The organism is Paenibacillus sinensis (assembly GCF_019904155.1).
GTDB classification, from domain to species: Bacteria; Bacillota; Bacilli; order Paenibacillales; family Paenibacillaceae; genus Paenibacillus_AQ; species Paenibacillus_AQ sinensis.
In genome coordinates, this window is the sequence record NZ_JAHCMB010000191.1 from 142,640 (window position 1) to 168,327 (window position 25,688).

At 49.7% G+C, this 25,688-nt stretch carries 19 protein-coding genes and 1 pseudogene; 5 read left to right on the plus strand and 15 right to left on the minus strand.

Going from position 1 to position 25,688, the window contains the following annotated elements; all coding sequences use genetic code 11:
* Window positions 1-2: 2 nt before the first annotated feature.
* Window positions 3-1,844, minus strand: a complete 1,842-nt coding sequence (locus KIH86_RS23895) for a cache domain-containing sensor histidine kinase (RefSeq protein ID WP_223085891.1) — start codon at window positions 1,842-1,844, stop codon at window positions 3-5.
* A gap of 149 nt (window positions 1,845-1,993) precedes the next feature.
* On the opposite strand from KIH86_RS23895, the gene KIH86_RS23900 reads away from it, so the two are divergent.
* The 3 genes from KIH86_RS23900 (at window position 1,994) to KIH86_RS23910 (ending at window position 5,205) form a co-directional block, all read left to right on the plus strand.
* A complete protein-coding gene (locus tag KIH86_RS23900) occupies window positions 1,994-2,953 on the plus strand; it encodes a carbohydrate ABC transporter permease (protein ID WP_223085892.1) in 960 nt (319 codons plus the stop codon).
* On the plus strand, window positions 2,953-3,789 hold the full coding sequence (locus tag KIH86_RS23905; protein ID WP_223085893.1) for a carbohydrate ABC transporter permease: 837 nt from the start codon (window positions 2,953-2,955) through the stop codon (window positions 3,787-3,789). The genes KIH86_RS23900 and KIH86_RS23905 overlap by 1 nt, the downstream gene beginning before the upstream one ends.
* 114 nt (window positions 3,790-3,903) lie before the next feature.
* Complete coding sequence (locus KIH86_RS23910) at window positions 3,904-5,205, plus strand: ABC transporter substrate-binding protein (RefSeq protein ID WP_223085894.1); 1,302 nt, start codon at window positions 3,904-3,906, stop codon at window positions 5,203-5,205.
* A 142-nt stretch (window positions 5,206-5,347) separates the two neighbouring features.
* Here the strand turns inward: KIH86_RS23910 and msrA are convergent, their stop codons facing one another.
* Window positions 5,348-6,313, minus strand: a complete 966-nt coding sequence (msrA, locus tag KIH86_RS23915) for a peptide-methionine (S)-S-oxide reductase MsrA (protein ID WP_223085895.1) — start codon at window positions 6,311-6,313, stop codon at window positions 5,348-5,350.
* A 278-nt stretch (window positions 6,314-6,591) separates the two neighbouring features.
* On the opposite strand from msrA, the gene KIH86_RS23920 reads away from it, so the two are divergent.
* Window positions 6,592-9,453: an S-layer homology domain-containing protein gene (locus KIH86_RS23920; RefSeq protein WP_223085896.1), complete on the plus strand. Its 2,862-nt coding sequence runs from the start codon at window positions 6,592-6,594 to the stop codon at window positions 9,451-9,453.
* Between the two features lie 68 nt (window positions 9,454-9,521).
* On the opposite strand, the gene KIH86_RS23925 is transcribed toward KIH86_RS23920, so the two are convergent.
* The 8 genes from KIH86_RS23925 to KIH86_RS23955 all read right to left on the minus strand — a co-directional run bounded on the left by KIH86_RS23925 (window position 9,522) and on the right by KIH86_RS23955 (window position 17,523).
* Window positions 9,522-9,902: a LytTR family transcriptional regulator DNA-binding domain-containing protein gene (locus tag KIH86_RS23925; RefSeq protein WP_223085897.1), complete on the minus strand. Its 381-nt coding sequence runs from the start codon at window positions 9,900-9,902 to the stop codon at window positions 9,522-9,524.
* Window positions 9,903-10,076: 174 nt separating this feature from the next.
* A complete protein-coding gene (locus tag KIH86_RS23930) occupies window positions 10,077-10,808 on the minus strand; it encodes a hypothetical protein (RefSeq protein WP_223085898.1) in 732 nt (243 codons plus the stop codon).
* 4 nt (window positions 10,809-10,812) lie between these two features.
* The gene (locus KIH86_RS29895; protein ID WP_262416535.1) at window positions 10,813-10,938 is read right to left on the minus strand and encodes a hypothetical protein; all 126 of its coding nucleotides are present in this window, start codon (window positions 10,936-10,938) and stop codon (window positions 10,813-10,815) included.
* Window positions 10,935-11,465, minus strand: a complete 531-nt coding sequence (locus tag KIH86_RS23935) for an accessory gene regulator B family protein (protein WP_223085899.1) — start codon at window positions 11,463-11,465, stop codon at window positions 10,935-10,937. The genes KIH86_RS29895 and KIH86_RS23935 overlap by 4 nt, the downstream gene beginning before the upstream one ends.
* On the minus strand, window positions 11,407-12,027 hold the full coding sequence (locus KIH86_RS23940) for a hypothetical protein (RefSeq protein WP_223110693.1): 621 nt from the start codon (window positions 12,025-12,027) through the stop codon (window positions 11,407-11,409). Before KIH86_RS23940 ends, KIH86_RS23935 begins: the two co-directional genes overlap by 59 nt.
* 284 nt (window positions 12,028-12,311) lie before the next feature.
* Window positions 12,312-16,514, minus strand: coding sequence for a DUF2252 family protein (locus KIH86_RS23945; protein WP_223085901.1), 4,203 nt, complete (start codon window positions 16,512-16,514; stop codon window positions 12,312-12,314).
* A 302-nt stretch (window positions 16,515-16,816) separates the two neighbouring features.
* A complete protein-coding gene (locus KIH86_RS23950; protein WP_223085902.1) occupies window positions 16,817-17,002 on the minus strand; it encodes a hypothetical protein in 186 nt (61 codons plus the stop codon).
* A 56-nt stretch (window positions 17,003-17,058) separates the two neighbouring features.
* Window positions 17,059-17,523, minus strand: a complete 465-nt coding sequence (locus KIH86_RS23955; protein WP_223085903.1) for a DinB family protein — start codon at window positions 17,521-17,523, stop codon at window positions 17,059-17,061.
* Window positions 17,524-17,904: 381 nt separating this feature from the next.
* On the opposite strand from KIH86_RS23955, the gene KIH86_RS23960 reads away from it, so the two are divergent.
* Window positions 17,905-18,183, plus strand: coding sequence for a hypothetical protein (locus tag KIH86_RS23960; RefSeq protein ID WP_223085904.1), 279 nt, complete (start codon window positions 17,905-17,907; stop codon window positions 18,181-18,183).
* A 1,057-nt stretch (window positions 18,184-19,240) separates the two neighbouring features.
* Here the strand turns inward: KIH86_RS23960 and KIH86_RS23965 are convergent.
* The 5 genes and pseudogenes from KIH86_RS23965 to KIH86_RS23985 all read right to left on the minus strand — a co-directional run.
* Window positions 19,241-19,597, minus strand: a complete 357-nt coding sequence (locus KIH86_RS23965) for a phage holin, LLH family (RefSeq protein WP_223085905.1) — start codon at window positions 19,595-19,597, stop codon at window positions 19,241-19,243.
* Window positions 19,598-19,609: 12 nt separating this feature from the next.
* Window positions 19,610-20,458 carry an N-acetylmuramoyl-L-alanine amidase family protein gene (locus KIH86_RS23970; RefSeq protein ID WP_223085906.1) on the minus strand — a complete coding sequence of 283 codons (849 nt, stop codon included), beginning with the start codon at window positions 20,456-20,458 and terminating at the stop codon, window positions 19,610-19,612.
* A 358-nt stretch (window positions 20,459-20,816) separates the two neighbouring features.
* The gene (locus KIH86_RS23975; RefSeq protein ID WP_223110695.1) at window positions 20,817-20,969 is read right to left on the minus strand and encodes a hypothetical protein; all 153 of its coding nucleotides are present in this window, start codon (window positions 20,967-20,969) and stop codon (window positions 20,817-20,819) included.
* Window positions 20,966-25,324 carry an LPD38 domain-containing protein gene (locus KIH86_RS23980; RefSeq protein ID WP_223085907.1) on the minus strand — a complete coding sequence of 1,453 codons (4,359 nt, stop codon included), beginning with the start codon at window positions 25,322-25,324 and terminating at the stop codon, window positions 20,966-20,968. The genes KIH86_RS23975 and KIH86_RS23980 overlap by 4 nt, the downstream gene beginning before the upstream one ends.
* Window positions 25,325-25,328: 4 nt before the next feature.
* Window positions 25,329-25,664 (minus strand): annotated as a pseudogene (locus KIH86_RS23985) (glucosaminidase domain-containing protein); the annotation flags it as partial.
* Window positions 25,665-25,688: the final 24 nt, after the last annotated feature.

The following is a 25,688-nucleotide window of genomic DNA, read 5'->3' on the forward strand; positions in this document are numbered from 1 at the left end:
GTTCACTCCTCATATCGACCACTTGATTCTGGCATGGGAACGATCAGTGTTACCTCGGCGCCTTCTTGTCCTCCTATCAGAAGCAGCCGGGCATTCTCGCTGATCTGCAGCCGCAGCCGCGACAGTACATTTCGCAGTCCGATGCCCTCCTCGTCCCCCGGTTCATTTCGTTCCAGTCCCTTTCTCACTTCCTCCAGCCGCGATTCGGATATGCCTTGTCCATTGTCACGAATGGTGATAACCAGACGGTTCTCATCGTCGATTCCCGCCTTCAGCCAGATCATGCCATTCTTGATTCCGCTCCGGAAGCCATGCTTGAAGATATTTTCGACGAGCGGCTGAAGAATCATTTTGGGAACCGGCAGTACCCGCACCCTGTCTTCAATATCGGTCTCCATCCTCAGGTTCTCTTCGCCGAAACGCTCCTGCTGCAGGATGAAATAATTTTCCACATGCTCGATTTCGTCCTGAAGCGTGACCTGGCCCTCGTTCGTCGTCATGGAGTACCGCATCATGCTGCCGAGAGAATAGATCAGATCGTAGATTTTCGGCGCGTTATACCGCAGCGACAAGGAAGCGATCGATTGCAGCGCATTATACAGAAAATGCGGATTGACCTGGGCTTGAAGCACCTTTAGCTGGTTGGTCTTATTCGCGATTTCCAACCGGTACTCCTGCAGGATGAGATCATTGATCGTCCGGGTCATCTCCGTTATTTTGCGCGTCAGCAGCCCGAATTCATCCTCGCTTATCGAATCGACGGAAGCGTCCAACTGACCGATCTGAACCCGCTGGGTATAGGAGATCAGCTTCTTGATCGGCCGGGTGAAGCCAATGGAGATCAGAACGGCCGCAATCCCCGAAATGATGAGAAACAGCACACCGATTCCGGTATTGATCCGGCTGATGGTCCTCGCGTCGCTGTACAGCGTTTCATAGGGCGTCAGCTTCACCACCGATCCCCTAAAGAGCGTGGAATCAACCTTCTTGTACATGACGATTCCGTTAAAGTTCTTATCGCTCCAGGAGAAATTTCCGCTGTCCGACTTCAGCTCCTTGACCCAGCCCGCCCCCACGGTTCGCCCGTTCCATTCATTGTCCGCAGCGCTGCCGGGAGCATAGAGAATCTGGCCCTGCTCATTGATCACATAGAGCGTCTCGGTGCCGGGGCTGAACATCGACCTAGCAATCTCCTCGATATCGGCCAGTTTGAAATCGATGGACAGATCGGCCAGAACCTCGTCGCTCGGCGTTTTGTAGATCGGGACATGGGCGGTGAATACCGGCATCTGTCCGGGTTTGAAATTCGGAAATCCCGACCTCATGCCGAACTGCTGGTCCATATGCGTCACCTCGATAAAAGGACGGTTTGTGCCGTTCGGATTGGCGGGCGCCTTATAGGTGAGATTGGTCTCCCGCCGGAACTGTCCGTTCAGCAGCATATTGGACTGGCTGTTGGCCCGGACGTATAGATGGATTTTGAATATATTCCGGTCCGACAGAAACAGATTGTACAGCTGTGAGAGCACCACATTCCGGTTGTCCGGCTGAATCGTCCCTTCCGGGACGCCGTTCGGATTCTTGGTGGTCAGAATGGAGGTGTAGAACGAGTTCTGGATATTGATTCCGCTGTAGATGCTGAGGCCCAGCTGGTTTATTTTTTGAAAATAGCTGGACAGATTGGCCGCTCCGAGTGTCAGCAGCTTGCGGTTCTGGTTGAGCGCCTGCTCGGTGAACGACTGCTTCGTATACAAATAAGAAAAGATAACCGAGACGCCGGCCGGTATGACCGCAGCCAGCAGCACAAGGGCCATCAGCCGGGTTCGGATGCTGTGTTTGAACAATGAGGCTCCTCCTTATTTCATGGCAATCGACCGGAACAGCGCTGCAATAAAATCCACTTTTATGGTCATCATAATGAGTGTTGGCGATGAGCAGGGGTTACTATAATGAAGGTGTGAAGCAATGATACTACGTACAAAGGAGAACCGCCATGAAAAAAGCGCTGGGTGTTGCAAACGAATCCAAACTCGGCACCGGGATCAATCCGCCGGCAGTGCAGGCCACAAGAAAAAAGCGGGGCAGACGCAAGGGATGGGGCCAGCAGATCGTATTTCTGGGTCCTTGTCTTCTTTTCTTTCTGACCATAGTGGTAACCCCTTTCATTCTAGGCTTCTATTATTCCTCCACCGACTGGAACGGTCTTGACCTGAACAAAGCGGTGTGGACAGGCTCTGCGAACTGGAGCCGGATTCTCCATGACGATGGCTTCTGGAATTCGCTGTACTTCACGCTGCGGTTCACGGTTGTATCCGTTATTATCGCCAACGTGCTGGCCCTGATCCTTGCCTTCATGCTGATGGCTTCGCTCAAGACCAAGAATGTGCTGCGTACCGTCTTCTTCATGCCGAACGTAATCGGCGGCATCCTGCTCGGCTATATTTGGCAGTTCATTTTCACCAAGGGCTTCGCCACCATCGGCGAGCTCACCCATATCCCGTTCTTCAAGCTTCCCTGGCTGGGAACGCCGTCCACCGGCTTCTGGGGACTGGTCATCGTATTCGTCTGGCAGACCGCAGGCTACATGATGATCATCTATATCGCATCGCTGGCCGGGATTCCGAAGGATCTGGTCGAGGCGGCCAAGATCGACGGCGCTCGTCCGGCGCAGCTGTTCAGAAGCGTGTACGTTCCGCTGATCATGCCGGCCATCACCATCTGCCTGTTCCTGACCATCTCGAATGCGTTCAAAATGTTCGACCTCAACCTGTCGCTAACCAAGGGCGGACCGGGCACTTCGACGCAATCGCTGGCCTATAACATCTACGCAGAAGCCCTGATCAACAACCGCTACGGACTCGGAACCGCCAAAGCACTGTTGTTCTTCGTTGCCGTATCGCTGATTACCATTACTCAGGTGCTGATTACGAAACGCAAGGAGGTATCAGCCTGATGAATATCAGCCCGTACAAGTCCAAAACCTTTGCCCTGGAAATCGTCGCTATCCTGCTCGCGCTGGTGTTCCTGGCTCCCTTCTATCTGGTGCTGTCCAACTCGGTCAAGACACTGAAGGAGATTTTGCTCGACGCGGCCTCGTTCCCGCAGGTGTTCCACTTCAGCAATTATTCCGATGTCTGGAAAATGATCGACTTCCCGCAGGCGTTCTGGAACTCTTTTCAGATAACGGCACTAAGCGTGCTCTTGATCGTCGTGTTCAGCTCCATGGCAGCCTATCAGATTGTCAGAAAGCCGACGAAGTTCAACTCTTTCGTCTTCCTGCTGCTCATATCGGCCATGATCATTCCCTTTCAGTCGCTCATGCTTCAGCTGGTGCGCGTTACCAGCATGCTGGAGCTGCGCGGCGAGCTCTACGGCATTGTAGCCTGCTATCTCGGATTCGGGATGCCGCTGTCCGTCTTCCTCTTTCACGGCTTCATCAAGACCGTGCCTTATGAGCTGGAGGAAGCGGCCCGCGTTGACGGAACGGGACCCTTCGGCGTCTTCTTCCGGATCGTCTTCCCGCTGCTGATGCCGATCATCGTAACTGTGGTTATACTAAATACACTGTGGATCTGGAACGACTACCTGCTGCCCGTCCTCATTATAGGCGGCAACAAAGATTTGACGACGCTGCCGGTGGCTGTTACGAAATTCTTCGGCCAGTATACCAAGAAGTGGGATCTGGCGTTGGCAGGCCTCGTTATGGCGATTGTTCCGGTTCTGCTGTTCTTCCTGAGCCTGCAAAAATACATCGTCGAAGGCGTTACGGCCGGGTCGGTGAAAGGCTGACAGGCAGCGACAACAATATCCACCTTTTCAGACAAAAAATTAAGTGTTGGTCCATGCAAGATTGCATTACGATATGAATGTAAACACTTACAAAACAAAGGGAGGCATTAAATTATGAAGAAAAGACGGTTCGCTTTCCTCCTCGCAATCGTTTGCATCCTTATTATTGCAGGTTGCGGAGGCGGGGGCAATAACAACTCCGCCGCGAACAACAGCGGTACCTCCGGCTCAGCCGCGCCGGCTGCATCCACAGTTCCCAAAAAAGATGTAACGATTAAAGTGTTCCAGTTCAAAGTTGAAATCGCTGAACAGCTTAACGCCCTGGCCGAAGAATACGAGAAAGAGACTGGCGTCAAGGTGCAAGTCGAAACTCACGGCGGCGGCGAAGACTACGGCGCGCTGCTCAAAGCCGAAATCGCTTCGGGCTCAGAGCCTGAAATCTTCAACAACGGCGGCTTCGCGGCACTTGTTCCTTACATGGACCGCGCAACCGATCTCTCGGATCAGCCTTGGGTAAGCAAGCTGATCGAATCCTCCAAGATCCCGACGACCGTTGACGGCAAACTCTACGGCATGCCGATGAACGTTGAAGGCTATGGCCTTATCTACAACAAGGATCTGTTCACCAAAGCCGGCATTACAGAAGAGCCTAAGACACTGGCACAGCTGAAGGACGCTGTCGCGAAGCTGAAGGCCGCAGGCATCACGCCTTTTGAAGCGACCAACGAATGGTGGTCCATGGGTATCCATCTCGTGAACGTCGCCCTTGCCAACCAGCAGGACCCGGCTACCTTCATCGATGATCTGAAGGCCGGCAAGCAGACGATCAAAGGCAATGAAGTCTTCAAGCAATGGCTCGATCTCGTGGACGTAATTTTTGACAACGCACAAGACAATAAAGTAACGACCGATTACGCTACACAGGTTGCCGACTTCGCCGCCGGCAAAGCTGCGATGATGATGCAGGGCAACTGGACGCAGGGCGACATCGACAAGATCGACCCGAACCTCAACCTCGGCCTGCTGCCAATGCCGATCAACGATCAGGAAGGCCATATTTATGTAGGCGTACCGAACAACTGGATTGTGAACAGCAAGTCGGCTCATCCGGAAGAAGCCAAGGCATTCCTGAACTGGATGGTATCCTCCGATGCAGGCAAGAAATATTTGGCCAAGGAGTTCAAGTTCATTCCGGCCGAATCCGACATCACAACCACGGCTGAGGACATCGGCCAGGTAGCCGTGGCGGTTCAAAGTCAGTCCTCCACCGCTCTGAGCTGGAACTGGGACCGTTTCCCGGATGGCGTAACTCAAGGCTTCGGCGCTGCCATGCAGGAATACCTGGGCGGACAAATCAACCGCGACCAGCTGCTGGATAAGCTCGACAAAGCCGTTCAGGATATCGTGAAGCAGTAATCAAAGAGTCTAGAGTAATCGCATAAGCGAGCAATAAAATGGCGAGCCCCCTTGGCTGCAGCCGCCCAGAGCTTCCTTCTGGGCAGCCGGCTATAGGGGGCTCTCTTTTAGATTATGCGGTATATCACACTTTGGCTTTAGGCTAGTCCTCTCCAAAAGAGGCGTACCGCTCTTCCCTGCTTCCGGCTATATCCTCCTTCGGGATGAACCGGAGGGCGGCGGAGTTCACGCTGTAATGAAGCTTCTCCGGCTCCGGACCATTGAACAACAGCCTGCCGAGATAAGCCCCGCTCAATCTGCTCCGCAGCAAGGTCACCGGCTTCCCCTCGCTTCGCCCCCCTTCTCTTGTAATGAATCCCTCTTCCAGCGGCTTCGCGAAAGCGGGCCAGCCTGACGGTGAAGGGAACTGATCCTTCGAGCTGAACAGCGGCGTCCCGTCCACCACATCCACATAGATACCCTCCCTCTTATTATCCCAGTACTCATTCTGATAAGGAGGCTCCTGCTCCATCAGTTGGATAACCTTGTACTGCCGCTCGGTTAATCGAGAACGCAACAGTTGCCGCTCCCGCTCTCCGTTCCAATGCTTTCGGACATAATCATTCCGTCCTGACCCCTGATAATACTGCTTATATTTGAAGGGATGCGTCTTGTAATAGGCCTGATGCTCATCTTCCGCCGGATAAAAGCGGCCCGCGGGCAAAATCTCCGTGACAATTTTCCCCTTAAACCTCCTGCTGGCCTGCTGCTCCCGTTTCGACGCCTCTGCAACTCTCCTCTGCCCTTCATTGTGAACGAAAATCGCCGTTTTGTAAGATGAGCCCCTGTCCAGAAACTGCCCGCCCGCATCCGTCGGGTCGATCTGCCGCCAATAGAGATCCAGCAGACGCTCGTAAGGAAACACTTCCGGATCAAAGGTAATCTGAACCGCTTCATAATGGCCGGTCGTCTCGGTTCCGACGCTATCATATGTAGGGTTCTCCGTATGTCCGCCCGTATAGCCCGAAACTATCGAAGCGATGCCTGGCAATTCGTCAAACGGCTTGACCATGCACCAGAAGCAGCCGCCCGCGAAAGTTGCCAGCTCCAGGCTGTGATGATTCTCCATTTCTACTCCCTCCCTTCTGATTCATACTTCATATTTAACCGAAACTCTGATTGTCATCCCTATTTCGCTAATATGTAAATTCTGTGTAAAATGACTCATTTTCAGACGAAATGATACGAAAATCCTATTAAATAGTTCATTCGGCTCATAAGATTGCCGATAAAGTGATAGATATAAACTTTACTTAGAAGGGAGGAAAAGAGGGTTCACTGTCACCTTTTTAAGACAGAAATCAAAAACTGGTGGGGTGTATACAATTGAGAAAAAGAAGTAGCGCAATGAAGAGGAGCATGATGCTGGTCTTGACCTTGTGCCTGGTTCTGGCCTCGTTCGGCCAGGCATTTGCCGCCGACACATCGAAGCCTGCTGTAGGCGCAGCCGACACAGTCGGGCATTGGGCGGCAGACATACTGGAGCAGTGGAAGTCGCAGGGACTGATCTCCGGATACCAGGATGGTTCGCTCAAGCCGGATAACCAGATCACCCGCGCAGAATTTACAGCTCTCGTTAACCATTCGTTCGGATTTAATGAAATCGCCTCCATCTCATTCAAGGATGTTAAGAACGGCGCCTGGTACTATAACGAAATTTCCAAAGCATCCGCTGCGGCCTACATAAAAGGATATAGCGACCAGACCTTCAAACCGAACAAATCCATTACCCGTGAAGAGCTGGCTGTAATCGTAGCCTCTCTTCTGAAGCTGAACGCTTCGGCTTCAAATACGGGCTTCACAGACCTTGTTGCCAGCCATGCCTGGAGCAAGGATTCCATCGCAGCAGTCGCTGAGGCCGGCCTCATGCAGGGCTCTGGCGGTAAATTCAGACCGCAAGACACCGCTACACGCGCCGAAGCTGTCGTCGTCCTCGACCGGGCGCTGAAGCTTCGCGCTAGCAGCCAGACTGTCGTGTATGACAAGGCGGGCACTTACGGTCCGGAGAACGGAACCGTTACTGTTAACGGCTCCGTGTATCTGAATGCTCCGGATATCACCCTTCGCAACACCGTCATCAACGGTAATCTGATTATCGGCGAGGATGTCGGCAAAGGTGATATCACGCTGAAGAATGTCACCGTTAAGGGTACAACCGTCATTAACGGCGGCGGCAAGAACAGTATTCATGTCGATGATTCCGTTCTCGTTACTGTTATAGTGAACAAGAAAGACGGAAGCATCCGCATCGTTACCGAAGGATCGACCTCGGTACAGCAGACTACGCTTCAATCCGGAGCCCTTCTGCAGGAATCGGGCAGCGGCAGCGGCTTCGGCAATGTCAGCCTCTCCGATCTGATTCCGGTAGGCGCTCAAGTTGAATTGGCGGGGAATTTCAACACGGTAGATATCTTTGCAACATCTATCCGCGTCAGCCTCACCTCCGGCTCCGTGCAGAATCTGCAGGTTGCTCCTACCGCCGGCAATACGACCATTGATCTGGCTGCCGGAACCAGCGTCCAGACTCTGGTCCTGAACGCAATCGCTCATATTACCGGCCAGGGAACCATCGGAACGGCATATGTCAACACGTCGGGCTCGACGATCGCACAGACGCCTGGCCAAGTCATTACGGCTCCAAATGTAACCGTATCGGTTGGCGTTCCAGTTGGCGGCACCGGTGGCTCCGGCGGTTCGGTCACCGATACCGTCTACGGCTTTGAAGGCACCATCACCGATGTGGACAACCAGCCTGTTGCGGATATGACAATCAACTTCCGCAGAGGCCTCGGAACTACTTCAGGCGAAATCGCCGCAACCGTGGTTACGGATGTGTACGGTCATTACTTTGCCAATCTCGCGCCCGGCATCTACACTGGCGAGCTGGTCAAAGCAGGCTTCATTACAACTTATGTAGTCGGCGTATCCTTAAGCGACTACAAGAACTACGGACAGGATGCCACGGCAATCCGCATTCCAAAAGCTGATGAAATCCGGATCGTGCTGACCTGGAACGAGAACCCGAACGATGAGGACTCCCATTTGTTCGGACCTACTCCGGATGGACAGACGTTCCATACGTGGTACGGCAAGAAGCAATACGGCTATCAGGACGAGCTATACGCCGATCTGGATCATGATGACGTGGACTCCTATGGTCCCGAGACCACTACGATCCGCAAGCAGATTAACGGCACTTATCAGTTCTACGTCCATAACTACAGTGGCAACGGACCGGATAACGCTTATACTCTCACCGCTTCCGGTGCGAAGGTTGAGGTCTACAGCGGGGCCAGCGCGACTCCGGTCAAGACCTACAACATCCCGGCTGGAACCAGTCCGGAGCTGTACTGGCATGTATTCGATCTGACCATCTCGGCGGGCAACCTGTCTTTCAACGACACCAACGTACTGGCTGATTCACTGCCTACCGTTAGCAATCCGGCTGTCCTGGAACCCATCGATCCGGATGCCGTTCATGTAGTGAACAAGTCCGAAGCGAATGACACCGTTACCGTCAGCGGCCTTGCTCCGGGAGAACATGTGGTTCTGAGCAACGAGAATATCAGCAATTTGCATTCTTCTACAGCAACTGCAGAATCCGATATCGTAACATTCACAAATCTCAATCTCAAGAGCTCAGGCGGTTCCCTCACTCTTTACCGGGAAGATGCCTTCGGCCAGTATAGCTCACGCATTACTGTCGATTACATCAGCGAATCGGCTTACAATGAGCTGGTGACTGTCGCCAATACAGTCTACACCGACTTTACGGTATCAGCTACCCAAGCCGTCTACCAGAACGTCTATCTGAACACTCCTGGAGTCCAGGTGCCGGCAGATATTACACTTAACGTTCTGAGCGTTCAGCCGATCGGAACGGTCAGCTCCGATGTGTATCTCGAATACACAGACGGTGCTGTGAAGCTCCAGCATTTCAATGGTACAAGCAGTCCTGTGCAGTACAAGGTTTCCCTTGAGCTGAAACGCGGCTCTTCCATTGTAACCAAGTACATTATCCTGACCGTTCCGGATGTACGCACAGCACTTCAAGGCAGCATTGCCGCGGCTGGTACCATTAACAACACTGTGGTCGCCGCCCGCGTGACGGAAGCAAAAGCCGTGCTTAACGATCAGCAGGCTACAACCGAGGCTTACATCAATGCCCTCTATCTGCTGAACGAAGCCATTTGGGATGCTACTCACTAACAGCAATTGAATGAGCTTCAAATAAAGGGACCGCTTAGGAGTTAATCCTTAAGCGGTCCCTTTTTTATCTAATCCAATATGGTTTCAATCCGGGGAATATCGGCAGGAAGCTCCTCCATAATCGCCTTATACCTTCCATCGGACATCATGCAGTATTTGGTCCGGTTTGTTACCGGATATTCAAAATATGCGAACTTCAGCGTAGTGTTAATGCATTTAATCTGCGCCAGGTTGGCCAGCACTCCTCTGTCCAGACGGACAAACTGAAAGCCCCCCTGCGCAAATGCGCTTTCCCAGAACCGCAGCGGCCCTACGGTGTAGTATTTGCCTCCCCTGGTGTGGACCTCCACGAGAGCTTTCATATTGGTCTGCAAAAACAAAATGTCATTGACTGACACCGGCTGGATTCCCGCCCCATTCTCATCCTCCGTGACCGTCAGGCTAAGCATCTGATCTCTCCGTTCCCCTATAGACAGTAAAATAGCTTGTTCTTTAGTGTAAACTACACCTTTTAAGTAATTTGTCGAAATAGATCGGAAATTTCAGTGCTATCCTAGGTTCGATTTTTCTTGACAAATTTGCCCAAATATAATAACCCTCATCTCACATGGAGAAGAGGGTTATCATGGAAGGATGCATTTTAAGTATTTGGCCTTGCTGCGCGCGATCCCCGTCTTATGGGTACTGTCTTTGAAGAATACAGTATCGCCGTATATTTTCTCCTCAATACGTTCGATCAAGTCCAGGTTAACCAGACTTCCGTTATACGCCGGGAATAAATGGGGCATCGCTTCCCTGCAGCTCTGGAAGGTCAATCCGGCTGAATAAACGCCGTCCTTCGTGAAATACCGGGGAACATGATAATTCCGCTTGGGCTCCCAGGTATCCACATAGAAGACTTCGCTGGCGCGGATAAATTGTCCTTCCTCCAGTTTGCCGAATTCGTCGATCCGATTCACAAAAATATCCCGGTCGTCCTCCTCGGCTTCCCTGGCTTTTGCCGCAAGGTCCTCCCACATGCCAATACTTTTGAGGTTGACTCCGGTATACAACGAGGAGCCCTGAAAATACAGGCGCCCCCCATATGTCCCGGTTTCCAGCCTTTCGCCTTTTCGCAGGTTGACCAGATTCCAAGTATCCAGAGAGAGGAAAGCCGAAAAAGCAATACTGCATTCCTCCAGCGTGGTCAGCACCGTGAAGGTACCGGTTCTCGTGTGGAAAATCGGAACACTGTAATTTTTTTTCGGCTTCCACATTTCGATGCTCATGATGTCGTCTTCCTTAAAGTAAAACTGCGAAGCACCGTCGGCAGGTTGAGATACCTGTACCCCGACAATTTTGCGTGATTCTTTCATGCTGCTATTCGCCTTTTTTCAATTCGCTTGGAACTGGCATCGAACCGATAATCGTCTTACGGCTTCTGGCAGAATTTGTCGCGGATTTTACGATTTTCTCAGCCATCTTACGTGCGATTGCTTTTTTCATGCTTGATCACCTCCTTTCCTGGGGTATATCGGGAGCAGCAGCAGACATTGAAAGATAAAGGCAGACGCCACAACGGAGGATTGTATGAATAGATTGCTCAAGGCGATCGCCGCCGATATCCACTTGGACCAGGAATCAAATTCAACTAGATTAATGTCTTCATAGTTATTAGGTGCAAAGAGAAGCACGAGGAATACTGACAGAAGCGTTAGGACGATTACTTGTCCTTGATTCATTCGTATTAGAGGAATAATTGCAGCTCCCAGCCCTGTGACAAGGGTGCATATGGTTATGGGGAGGTGAAAGCCGCCCGAGAACTTACGTAAAGCCATAAAAGCGGCAAGAGCCAGAAGCGAATGAAGAACATCACTGATCAGAGCCCCGAGCAGAACCGTTAGCAGGATTCCAGTATATAGATTGAGCTTGAGACCAATTCCATAGGCTAATACTTCAAGAGAACCGGGTCCATCAGGATCTAGCTTCTTTATCTTTACGGCGATAAGCCTCGATAGCTCTTCTAATATCATCCCGATCACTCCATCTCGAAAAGTAAAAGGACAAGCCGAGTGTCACAGCTTCAACCGCCAATAGGGCGATCGTATTGGATTTGTATAGAAGTAAAATAGTGATGGAAATGGTGGAGAGTGAAGCGATGCTGCCGATTACAATTAACAGGTTCCGGTTCGTGAAGTAATCTTCCTTCACCAGAAAATCATGGGGAGGAACAATAATGAATGAAAAACCGAGACTGTATCGCTCAAACAGCCAGCAGATCGCGTAGACCAGAAGGATGGAGGTAATCTGTAGCAGATATACGTAGAAACCGCCGGTAGCCGTCAAGACCTCGGCATCAATCAGATGGGTCCATGTATAGAAATAATAGACGACAACCTGAAGCAGCGCATAGGCACATATTCCTGTCCCCGCTATAAAGGACGCCAGGTGAAACTTGATCTTTAAACCTGTTCTAAGGAACAAAATAAACAACAAGTACTGTAAGGGCAGATCGTAACTGGGTTGTTTCAGGATAATCCTCATGACATATGAGACAACAGCGATAAACGCCGTGAAAATAAGGATTTTAGCCATATATTCTCTAACCGGAAGCATGTACAGCTTGAGAATGAGGAATAACGCCGCGAAGGCATCAAAAACACCGAGAACAACAAATATGAGATCTCGCAACCTGGTATCACCGCCCTCCGACTAATCATCGACAATATCCTCCCTTATTTTAACATCATTAAAATGAAAACGCTGTCGAATTTTGACAATTGGTCTTCTATTTTAGAAGATTTTCAGATCGAAAGGGCCTATTGCAAGTTCAACGAACTCGCAATAGGCCCTTTTTCATAGAATACAATGCTATCGACTTATAGTGACAGACCGAGGCCCAGAACGGTATTCAGCATACGGACAATCATGATGACCGACTCTGCTCTCGACGCGTTAGCGTTGGGGTTAAGCTCCGCCGCTCCGTCCCCCTTGATAATCCCGGCATTCGCAAGCGAATTGATGGCCCCCTCAGCCCAGTGGCCCTTCACATCCGTAAATTTCCCGTTTGAGCCTGCATCTGCACCAGATACGGTTCTAGCGAGAATGGCGATAATTTCAGCCCTTGAAATCTTCCGGTCAGGCTTGAACGAACCGTCAGTATATCCGCCGGCAAGTCCGCTTGCTTGCAAAGCATGGATCGCTTCTGCCGCCCAATGGCCCTTCGTATCTGTAAATGCATCGCTTCCGTCCGCCTTGAGACCGAGCGCCGACACGAGCATTGTCGCAAATTCAGCCCGGGTAACATCAGCATTCGGATGGAAGGTACCGTCCCCGTATCCCTTCACGAATCCGATTTGACTGGCCACACCGACAGCAAAGGCGCTCCAGCTGGATTCCGGTACATCTCTGAAGCTTATAACGGAAGCGGTCTGCATATCTCGCGCGATCGCGGATTTCAATGCTCCCGCGTCTGCCACACCGGCTTTGAAAGCAATTGTCGGTTGCGACGTTGGTACTGAAGATGCCGTCGGTGCCGGTGATGCTGTTGGTGTAACTGTAGGCGTAGCTGCCGACGACGATGACGAAGTTGATGTCGATACCGGTGTTGTTGGTGGTGTAGGAGTCGGTGCAACTGTCGGCGTTGGAGTCGGTGTCGTTGTAGGAGTCGGCGAAGATTCCGAATTGTCACCTTGTCCCGTAAGGGTAATTACAGTCGTCCCTGAAATACCCGAACCGTCATGTGCGGTAGCCCGGACCGTCACCGTACCGTTGGCAGCTGCCGTCAGCAAGCCCGAATCGCTGATTGTGGCGCTGCCGGTACCATTCTCGACCGACCATACAACAGCAGCATCCGCAGCGTCAGCCGGCATGACTTCGGCCTTCATTTGAAGCGTCCCGCGATTCGTCGAAATTCCGGTTGCGCCGCCTTCACCCGTAACCGTGATGCCGGTAACCGAAACAACAGCCGAGCCCTTTCGGATATGGAGCGTGTAGGTCTTTGTGGTTGCACCATCCTGCGCAGTCACGACAATCGCAACATTTGTCTCCCGAGATGCCAGGGGAACAGTGACCGGCTGTCCCGCCAAATAGCTGTTTCCATCTAAGGAGATCGTTGCAAGCTTATCTGTCGCGGCTGCCGTAATCTCCACATTAGCCGCATCCTCGGCTGCCTTAACCTGGTAATCCATGCTGTCCTTGGTGAAATCCGGAATCAACACGCCGTTGTCAACCGTTAAGCTGTCCAATGTGGCGACATCGATTAATTTGCCGGCTACCATATCATCTTTGACAAGGTTATAGTCCGCAACGATCTGATGCGAATAGTCCTCTGCGGCATTCAGAATGCCGGCTTCGATCACATCCCACACCGGCGCAATCTGTGTACTGAACGTATCTGCGAAGCCACTGTTTACCTGGCTGGACGAATAAACCTGCATATAAGCGTACGCTTTTGCCGAATCGACCGAATATTGGCTGAATTCATCCAGATTAACGAAGGTTTTCTTCGAATAATCCCCTTTATAAGGAGAGATTTCCCGAATCAGATATTGAGCGTCCGATCCATCCAGAACACCTAGGTAGATGTCCGGGTCCGGAACCATGGCTTGATAGGCTTTCTTCGAAAGGCTGGCATCGCGAAGCTGCTGCTTCACATCAAGGATCACATCGTCATCGGAAGATGCAGTCGGACCCTCGATCAGTACGTTATAACGCTTGCTTCCAATACTGCCGAGTCCTTGATTGATGCGGCGAACAACGGATTTCACCGTGAAATATCCGTCTAATTCCGAAGCCGACAGCGAATGGAACGGGCTTGCCGGATCGCTTGCGATTCCCTGTACGTAGTCGCTCCAGGAATGCTGGATATCCGCGATCTCTTCGCTTGTAGCCGTCTCATACTTCGAGGTGTCCGGGCTCGTGACCGTATCCTTGATCCACTTTGTATTCAGGCTCTTTCGGGCTTCTTCGTAACTCTTGCCTCCGACTACAGCATTCATCGCCTTGAGTGTGTAAGCCTGGAGAGTATTAGCCGTCAGCTTCGTCCGCTTCTGATCGTCATGGCCGACCGTGCTTAGCACCGTATCCTTGTAAGTATCCAGGAACTCCTTGGCCGCAGACCGGATTTCCGCATCGCTCGACTGACTGATGGCGGCGCTGTCCTTTTCATACCGGACCACATACATACTCGTTACAAAACGCAGCAAGTCTGTGTAAAAAGCGTCTACACGCGCACTGTCAAAGTCATTCAATCCAAAGACAGGCGTTCCCGCACTGTCATTATAGAACCCGACATTTTGAAAATGAGCATCCCCTTCCGAATACGTCAGCACACCCGAGAACGGAGCCAGAGAAGCCGGCAGTGGTAACACGGATGTCCCCAGGTCCCGGTAGAACACATCCGCCGAACCGCGCAGGAATGTGAATGCATCGTGAGCGACCGCATCTGTGCTGTACTTATAAGCTTTCGTTAACGGGTCTGCGAAAAAGGAATTGCTCTCCTTAATCGTCTGTTCCACGAACGCTCGCCGGCTGTCTGTGGTGTCTACAGCCATTCTGAACCGCTGGAGCGTCACTCCCACGATCGGATCGGAATCAGCTGCTCCTGCTTCCTGCACCGCATTTCCTTTGATGACAATACTAAGCGAGGCGTCCTCGGCAACAGAAACCTGGGACGGGTTGGTTACTGTGAAGATAATCCGGTTCGTCTCCGAATCCGGCTTCGCAGACAGCTCCAGTCCAGCCGGCAGCCCCGTCACCGTATAATCAGTACCGGAGACATAAGGAGCCGTGTCGTCATTTGGACGGACATGGACTTTATCCGATAGTTGAACCGCAAACGTTCCTTGGCCAATTTCCGTATCGCCGGACATCACAAGTTTGTCCATGCCCGCAACAACAGCTCCGCCAACCTTGGGAACTGCCGAAGCATGAGCAAGCTTAATTCCTCCGATGGCGTCCGAATCCGGATAGGAGCCTGGAGTTTCCAGTGCAGCTCCTTTGACCGTGACCGTTAAATCAACATCCGCCGTCAGAGCTTCATCGGCTGTGCCGCTGAGCACAATTGTAATGGAATTATCAGAGGAAGAGCCTACGCCTGTCGAAGTGAAGCTTCCTGCCGGAAGACCATTAATCGTGTAATCTGTCCCTTCCGTCAGGACTCCGTTACGAACAGTGCCGATCGACAAGTCCACCTGCGCCTGATTGCTCGAAGAGAGGATCGTCCGGTTATCCGAGTCCATCTCAATAGCGGCATTCGCAGCGCCTTTAATTGCCGGTTCCCTTACCTCGCTGTTGCGCGGAGCGAACAAGCCCGAATCCATCTGCTGGAAATCGCCTGAGCCCGAGCCAGCCGTCAAGTCATTATTATCCGAATCATATCCGTTGCCATAACCTGTGCTCGACGATGAGACAGGCGCAACAACCGTATGGGTTTCCGTATTTACACCTTTTCGAACGATGGCCTTCTTGTAAGAGCCGTCAGGCGCGAATGAAGCACCTTCATAGGCCTTGGGCGTCTTGGACGATGTGCCGTAGCCAACGAAATCAACAGTGCTGCCTCCGGCAGGGCTATCCGCTGTCAGAGGCGCTGCACTGTCCTTCACCAGCGCTACAACACCGCCATCTTTGCTCATATGCGGGAATTGTCCTGTATCTGCAGCCGTATCGGGATTATCTACGGTTTTGGACGCTGGATCAAGGGTATAATTGCCATGATAGCCTTTGATTAAATAATAGCCATGAGGCTGAATCGCCGTCACCGGTCCGGTCCCCAGTTCAATGACGTTCCAGTTTGAACCCGCACTATACGTATAAGGAACATATTGAATAGACCAACCCGTCAATGTTACAGGATAATCAGTCGGATTATACAGTTCTATGTAATCATTGGTATAAGCAGAAGCTCCTTTGGAAGGGTTATCCGTTCCTCCCGCATAAATCTGACTGATCACGATATGGTCGGCATTTCCGACTGAAGCGGCTGACACTTGAGGAACAACTGTGCCAAACCATCCGTTAAGTCCCAGGCAAACCGTCAAGAAGACGGCTACCCACCTCTTTCTATTCCTTTTGATCTCCAATTTGACTACTCCTCCCTCGGCGAAAATCACTTTTCATTGTCGAACATTCCGCATCATTGTCGAAAGATGCAAATTACTAATTTGATCATTCTAATGAACGAGGGTTATCGAGGTGTTAAACTAAGTTAAATGCGCGTTAAAACAAGGAGCGGCCATTTTCGATTAATGAATAGATGAGCGCACATTCAACCCTCCCCAGTCGAACTGAGGGTTTTCTTATACAAAAAAACTCTCCTGAGCAAACGCTCAGAAGAGTTGATTATACATCTATATTTTCGGCTGGATTGAGAGGGAGACTATTTCTAATCCTCCAGCTTATCCAGTTCCGCTTCCAGCTCGGCCAGCTTGTTATTCGCTTCATCCAACTCTTTCGGCAGACCCGCGGCCTTGGCCCGCGCGATCTCTTGCTTGACGGCTGCAATCTGCTCTTCCAGATAGCGAATGTCGGACCCGCGGCCTGAATTATGCGACATTTGTGAATAGGTCATCGCGATTCTCCTTCCTAAGTAATTGGCGCAATCCAGTAGGCATAACAGAGAACTGTCTATTTTTTCATTTTACGAATATAGGCTAGTTGTCCAATATGGTATGCATTATGGGTCGCCGCATTTGAAATAATTGCCCACCATTCAGCCTTCACAGGATATCCATTTACAACAGATAACAATTGATCTTCCTCAATGAGTTCTTGCCATCGAAGCAGTGTTGTTAACAGCTTTTCTTTTAACTCATAGAAAGCTTTCTCATCTTTAACAAGAAAGGTATCCGCATTATCAGTGGTTCGTGCACCGGCATTAACCTGATTTTCCTTATAATATAATTGCCAAGTTTCATTCCAATAAATTAGATGCTGGACAATCTCTGCAATACTATGGCTTGAATCATCAGGTTTCCAAAATGCTTCTGCTTCAGATAGTCCATCAACCGTTTCATAGAATGAGGCATACCAACTACGATCATTAGCATTAGCCAGAAGTTGATCCAACAATATAGTCTTGGCACCGATCATTCGTTTGTCCTCTCCTTTTAAAAAAGAAAAGCCTTCCCCAAAGCTCATTGAACTTCAGGAGAGGCTTCTGTTTCACTGCATGAGCTTGATGCTATGGGCTTTGGGACAGATTTTAAAAAAGCACGCGATGCTTCCGCATCCGTATCCGACGGTTTCATTATCGGGTATAATGAAATGTAAGTAAAGATCGGAGTGATAAAGGATATCATGACCGCCTGATCATAATTAAGTGGATATATTGCCAATTGAGAAATCAGTTTCAAATCCAATGTCAACAATTAGCCCTGCTTCGGCTAGAGGTGCGTTGAAGAAATTTGCCAACGTTGATTCCGTTTAAGATATAATAATTGTATCGAAAATTCGAAAGGGAGGTTAGCCAGCATGCACTTCAAGCTTAAAGATAGCAACGGGAATATTATCAGCCCTTTTCTAAATGAAGATGATAAGCCTGTCGTGGAGCTGAATGGCAAAGAATATGAAATTCTGGAACCATCCTATGATGATAATAATGGTACTGGTGCAATGGCTGAATTGATCGCCGATTTTGATTCTGATCCGGAAATTCAGCAAATGATCGCAGAATCAGAGCAAGCAATTGAAAAAGGCCAAGTGTATACTACGCAACAAGTGATTGAGATGATCAATAACGGAGAAATCTAATGTTCGTAGAATGGACGGCTCCGGCGTTAAAACGTGTTTCCCTAATTCAAAGCAAATATTTCTCGACCCAGGAAACAGATGAATATAGAGTAAGATTAGTAAAACGTATCGAAACGAAGATCCTGCAGACGGGGACGATTTTTCCTTCCCGGCATTTTAAGAACACGTTTATTGTATACATTGATCAGTTTATTGTTTCATTTCGTCCCTCTAAGGAGGGTACAAAATATACAATTACAGCATTGAAGCATGTACGGCAGAATAAAAGGTTCTAAATGATCCTATGCTCTAGCAAAAGGTCATTTAGAACTTTTTTTATTAAATGTGATAATCATTGCCCCATATTTCCCTCACCACTACAGTATTGTCTTTACCGTTCCGCTGGTTTATAACCCCTTCCCTGAACTACCTTGCTTCCTCTGAAGTAATCATATATGCCCGAATTGTCCTTACCTTCGTAAAATGGACGATCCTTTACCAGAGCTGCAGTAAACGTTTTTGAAAATCCCTGTTCCTTTAGTTGTCCCATAAATTACCTAACTCGTGCTGAAGGCTAAACTCATTATACACTTCAACATTCTGAGTAGTTATGTATTCAAAAAATTGCTCAAGATGCTTAATTTCCATAGCAAGACCTCCTCCCTTTCTTAAAAAACAGAAGACACCTTGGAGCAATTTTCATCACTCTAAGGTGTCTTCATCTTTATCTTCATTTTACACAATGTGGGCAAAATGTGGGCAATCAGTGTTGCCCCGAGGAGAAACCCTTGCTAAGCAAGGGTTCAGCCCTTATTACATCATGCCGCCCATGATCTACTGATTTTGTAATATATTTATGTATAGTTATCTGGTGTTATGCTGAGTATTGATTTTACTGGATTTTTTCGACCTCAACATATTCTCAATTGTAATATNTGCATGTTGTTATCTGTGTATTTTGTTACCTTTTTGTTGCCGGTAACATCTTTATCAACATTTCCACTGTGGATAAGTAAAAAAGCCCACCTCAACGGGTGGGCAAGTGTGGTTCAAGGATGTAACTCCATTATACCATGAGCTACGCTGACGTTTTAGTTTTTGCATTGTAATCGAGCACGGCCTTTTCGATGGATGCTTTAATTTCATCACTCGATACTTTAATCCCCGCTTTACCCAACCGGTCAGAGGTGTACGCGAACGCAGCGTTATATTTCAATGTTGCGCCGGACACCTCTTTTTCTGCGATGGCAAATGCTTCAGCTGCGATTTTGTGCAGCAGTTCACGCTCACTTACTGATTGCCTGGAATCAATCCAGATGGTTACACGCTTTTGCAAGATTGAGATACTGCGCAGGATCACCGTGGTTAACAGTCCGATGAGAGCTAGTACAATTGCTGTGATATACGGCTGTGCTTCGTTCACAATTTCATTCATTGATATCACTCCTTATAATGGTTTGTAAATCAAAACTTGCTTCGGGTTATTTGCTGCCGGATCGTAAAATACCCGGGTAACATTGAGCGCATATAGGTCAGACGCCTTCACAAATGCCGAATCATCGACAAGCATCGTCTCAATAGCTGTATCGTTCACGTATACCTGTTTACCCTTGTACGTCCAGTTTGCATTTAAGTAATCAAGGATGTATCTTGCCGGGACCCAGCTACGTCCATTGCTCAGATAGCCGGTATAGCGTTGTTTGGTTTCATCGACCACAATGTCGATCTTAACCATTGGCGACGCTTCAGGCGCCGGTTTCGCATCATAATCCACTCCCAGGTATTCGCAGATTCCGCGGGCTAACGCTTCGGCTAATTTGTCTTGCCATGCCTGGTCAAACAGCTTGGATTCTTCATCTGGATTCGTTAGAAATCCGGGTTCGATCAGCGTGGCTGGCATCTTTGTATTACGGCATACGGATAAGTTCTGATACTTACACTTGCGGTCTGAAAAGCCTGTTACGCCCATGATCGAATTATGAATGGATTGAGCAAACGGAACGTCCATATCCTTCGTGTAAAGCGTCTCTGTGCCCGTAGAAGTAGCTGACAAGGCGTTAGCATGAATAGAGAGGAACGCGTCTGCCTTAGCTTTGTTGGCGGTTTTAGCGCGATCTGTAAGCTCAATGAATACGTCCGTGTCGCGCGTAAGAATTACCTTTATGTCTTTGGATTTCAGCAGATCGCGAACCTTCAGCACCATAGTAAGGTTGAAGTCCTTCTCCAGCTTGCCGGTTGCTCCGATTGCCCCGGTGTCCTTTCCTCCGTGCCCAGCGTCAATGACTACTGTCTTCATCTCTGATTGCCTCCCCTGGTTTTCTTCCTGCTGTAATAAGATCGATGATGTATTTGAGTTCTTCCGAAGCAGTTTCCATGATGGTCTTGTACTCCCATACTCCCGGGAAGGGATGAATGGGTTTCCGCCTAGATTTACGATCTGTTTGCTTACCCAACGCTTCCACTCGCCTTCTTCGTCCGCGAAGTACCTGGAATGCTCAGCCAGGAACTTGCGGAACATCTTCATTCCAGAACGCTTTCCCCACAAATAAAAGATGTAAAAAAGAAAGGCCTCCCAGCGGAAGCCTTTCCAGAATTTACTCCAGTTGAAATGTCGTATATCTGTGACAATCTCTCTGGATATATAGTAGAAAACATCAAATAGCGCTTCGATTATACTCCACAATAGGTTCCACCACCGGATAAAGCAGCATGTCACGTACCTCCGGACCGTACATGTCTGCGATAAACTGCAACGTCAGGTCCGTCAGGTCGCTGTATTGGTGCTCTGATTCGTCTAATTCGATCATTTGATCACGCCCGTTTCCTGCAACACGGAGTTAATGTCGATATAAATCTGGTTTATCTGCTGCTGAATGTCGCGCAGTTTCGCCGTGCGTTCTTCGTTGCTAATGGATTTGTCTGCGGTAACTTCACGCTTGTAGTCGCGAAGGTCTGCAAGCTGGCTAGATACCGAATTCCGAGACGTAGAGTTAAGCTCTTTTCTAAGGTTATCGTCATACCACGATGGAAGTTCAACACCAGCCTCGTTGTAGTCAGCATAGGCTTGATTAAGCTTATCTTTTGCCGTGTAGAAATCATCGGTTAGTGTATTGCTGAATGCTGGATCGACGATGAAGTTCTTCAGCAACGTGTTGCGAACATTTCCTTTACCCACATCTGAAGTGAGCGGAAGCAAAAGACGAGCCGGGTCACCGCCATAAGACCGCATAATGTAATCAACCTTCTGCGGCGACATATCCAGGTATTTTCCAAGCGTTTTGGCTATGGAACTTGTACGCTCGTCATATTGATATGGACGGCTGCGATCTTGCAGAGATTTCGAAACGATCGGAAGTCCGGTGAAACTTTGATTAGATACGCTGGCTACGAAAGGCGCTGCGATTGTTGAATTTACTACACCTGCAATGCTTCCTTCCGCCCCAGTTCCCTTAGTGATTCCTTGAAGTGCGCCGGTAACCATCGGTGGCGTCCATGCGTTAGCCAGAGCATCAGCAAATCCCTTGAATGCTTGAGGATCATTGTCCTTGAATGCACGTAGTGCAGCAATTGTTGCTTCTCCAAAGCTGTTGTATGCCGGGTCCATCGGAATGCGTGTAAATGTTCCATCGTCGTTCTTCTTGACGATCAGATACCGCATACGCTCTCGCTCTGGCAAGTTTTGATAATCCGGGTCATCAGCGAATTGCGCATATTCGTACATCTTTGGAGCAACTGAAAGAGCGCCAATAGCCGCAACGGTACGTACTGGATTCTTTTTGAATGCACGAAGGACACGGTATGTTCCCTGTACTGCTGCATTGTTGTATGGAACGAATGCTTCAATGTCCCGGGATATTGCACCTTTTCGGCTGAAGTTGATCGTTGCTTCGCGGCCGGCAGACATGACTTTACGAATATTCTCCGGAGTGATCTCATTACCGAGTGACTGGCGCTCAATCTTGGAGGCAGCGATACGCGGAGCGTTTTCAGCGATACTGCCGACACTCTCAAGCATATTCAAAGGGGCCATAGCGGCCTTCTTAACGCCTTTCACGACACCTTTTGGCGACAAGAAGGGATCGCGCGAAAGTTCGTCCAGGCTCTTGTTAAGCTGTCTCTCACCGCGAAGCAGCGCCGAATATCCACCTCCAGCGCGCCGGTATTCCTGGGCCCAGTTTCGGAGTCCTGGTATGTTAAGAGCATCGCCAACACCACTCAGGATGCTGTACACGGTGTACGCTGTCTGCTTAAGCGGGCTTTTAGACTGAATAGCCGATTGCACAAGGTCCATCGTAGCGCCTTTTACGGCAAATACCGGGGCAAGAACACCAGTAGCACCGCGTTTTGTTGCATTAGAAAATGCGGCCATAACGTCAATCAGCACGTTCGAAGCTTGCGGGCCCATCCCAAGCAGAGCTTTAAGCACTTCCGGATCGTGCACCTTCAGGTATACCGGATTTCCGTCTACCATAGCGCGGACTACATTTTCATCTGATTTGTTCATGAGTTCCTTGGATTTGTTGAACAAGAGGTCAAAATCCTTGTCCAGTGACTCCAACATGCCTTCTATGCCGTCTCGCTCGATCAGGTCATTCAATTCTTTGATTGAGGACTGACGTACATTGTCTGACATATCCGCGAACTCAATCACGCCGCTGAACTTGTCCGGATCAGCATCTACAGCCTTTACTATGCTCTGCATGGTGCGGTTCCGCAGGATAGCATTCGTCCACGATCCAATAGCCTCTATGGTTGATTTGCGGGCATCTACGATGTCTCTTCCTGAACCATTCGGATTAACACTCTGAATCGGTGCTTTCTGCCCGCTGAATGCTGTCTTTGAGGTCTTGGCAAGAAATTTTTGACCAGGCTTCTCAGACCTTTTGAATTGACGGCGCTGCGGAACGTAGTAAGGTTCAGCAGTTTCCAAAGCTTGCTTAGTTTCCTGACTAATCAAGCCTTCATCAACGCCGAGCTGACGAACATTATTCCAGAAGTTGTAATAGTCATTGGCTATATTTTCGAATCCAGGGTGACGTTGCTCCAGCGTTTGAAGCTTGTTATTCACTTTATCCAGCGTCATGTTCAGGTTTTTGGCATATACCCGTTCTCCACGAGCCATTCGAGTAGTAGCGCGCTTCAGGTTGAGGAAGTCAAGAAAATTTTTGTCCTGTCCGCGAGCAACCTTTTTGAAGATATCGTTCAAACTTTCGCCAATAACTTGCCCTTCCATGTTCACAAATTTATCTCGAACGATCGTATTCGCAAGCTGATTTGCCCGCTGCGCGTCCATTGCCGATTCGTATACATCTTCACCGACGCGCTTTAGTGGAGAAAGGCTGTCCACCAAGTTTTGATATGTCGAACGAGCTTGCGCAGCAATAGATTGCTTTATTCCTTCCTTGTCGTTCTTAATGCTGCTTCGTACAATTTGGTCTGCTGTATCAACTGGGCCACCGATACGACTTCCTCCGCCAGCGACAATGCCCATGTTTTGATCTCCAAATAGTGCGGACATAACGTCCTGTTGCATAGGTGCTGCCGGTTCGTGTGCAGGAGTTGGTGTAGATATTTCCGGATTAACTTCAGGATTCACTTCGGTTCTAGGTCGGTTGCGGAGTGCAGAGAAGTTTGGAATATCATCTACCTGTACATTTCCTCCTGAGTTTAAGAGATATTCAATGTCGTTTTGGTCGATTTGTCCTCCTGCGCTAATCTTAGCGTTGATCTGCTGATCACGGGTTAGCTGCTGTCCTTCAAGCGGTTGACTGATATTCGAACGTCCTGTGTTTGCGTTAGGCGTTGCTCCAGCACGTCCTACAAGCGTTCTAGGCGCTGCTGCTTCACCTGTTACGGACGATGGATAAGCTTCATTAGCGGACCGTACAGGATTCCCCACACCAGCAACAGCGCGAGCTTCCTGATTGCTACGTGCTGCCTGTACCATACCGCGTTGAGGCATTGTACGCGGCTTATACGCAAGCGTTATGAGTTCGTCAAGACTTGGATCATTGGGTCCGGCCATCTGCGACCATAGGTTTTCAAGCTCTGCATCTTCTCGGCCTGGAGTGAATTCATGCTTCTTCGCTTCATCAATTAGGCTTTCGAACTTCTGCCGGTATGGGTTTGACAATGTACCGGTACGCGCTACTGTAGGTCCTGGAGCTGTACCTTCTGTGATCGCCAATGGTTCAGGCTTCCAGTCGGTTGGATTGATGATAGGATCAGCATTTGATGATAGATTAGAGCGCTCAGATGCGAGAGATTGACGTACTGTTCCGCGTCCTTCTGGTAATGCCAAGGTTTCTCTTCGACTTACGGCAGGGATAAGTTCAGATGCAGCTTCTTCCGGTATATTATTTCTGCGAAATACCTTACTAAGCGCTGAGCCAAGTCCAGCAAAAGCAAGCTCACCAGCTCCGCCTAATGCGGCTGTGGTTGCGATATCCTTTGCTCGATTAGCCAAAGACTCACTTGGTCCGCCAAGCGCTTGATTCGCCAGCTGTCCGGCTTCAAGGCCTGTCTGATAAAGAGCCCCTCCGGCAGCGCCTCTGCCCAGCAGTTGAACGGCTTTAGGAGCGTTCTTAAGAAGTGGAGAAACCAGACTCGTTCCAAGACGATATGTAGCTTCACCTGGAATCAGTGAACCCGCAATGTCTGCAATCATACCGCCTTTCACATTTTTAGCACGATCCAATTCGTCCTGCACGAATTTACGGGATTCCTCGGGGCCGATCTTGGTAAATAACCTGTCAATCGCCTCCGTACCGCCAAAGGTTACAGCCGATCTGAGCCGGTTGGAAAATGCGTTGAACGTATCAACAGCATCCATGAGCTTTTGAGTCTTGGTCTTCGGCTGTTCTCTTGTCTGATTGACATCCACACCCGTGGCTTGACGATAAGTCTGAACGGCTCCCGGGTCGCCAGCAACGGCCCGGGATAACGTAGAGTTCAGAGGATTCATGTCGATCATTCCGCCGGTGGACTTGAACAGATCAGTCATGGGCGTTCCGGTCGGTGAACCTGATGGAACATTGGACGCATCGACTTTGCGGTTACGGTAGGCGGCGAAGTCTAAGCCTCCTTCGCTTGATGCTCCCCCGCCGGAAGATGTGTTTCCGGTACGTCTCTTTCGGTATTCGTTAAAATCATATCCGGCCATACAATCAACCTCCGGAGAACATATTGTAATACTTAGTCACGCCACTAACCCAGTAGTTATTGAGCCCTTTAGGATCATTGGAAGCTCCAACCGGCGAATATTTCTTCTGGATTTGCTCTATAGTTGTGAGTCCTTTGTCCAAGTAGCTGTTTTTAATCAGCTTAGCCAGAGCATAAATCCCATCATCGATTGAATTGAAACTCTGCTGTCCTTTACCGTCAGAACGCATCATGCCGCCCACATTGTTACGATTTCTTGATCCCGGATTGGTTCCGTTTCCGGTTTCATGGACAGCAATTGCGGCCAGGAGCGCAGGGTCAACTCCGTATTGCTTGCCGGCAGCTGCGAATACATCACCCTTGTT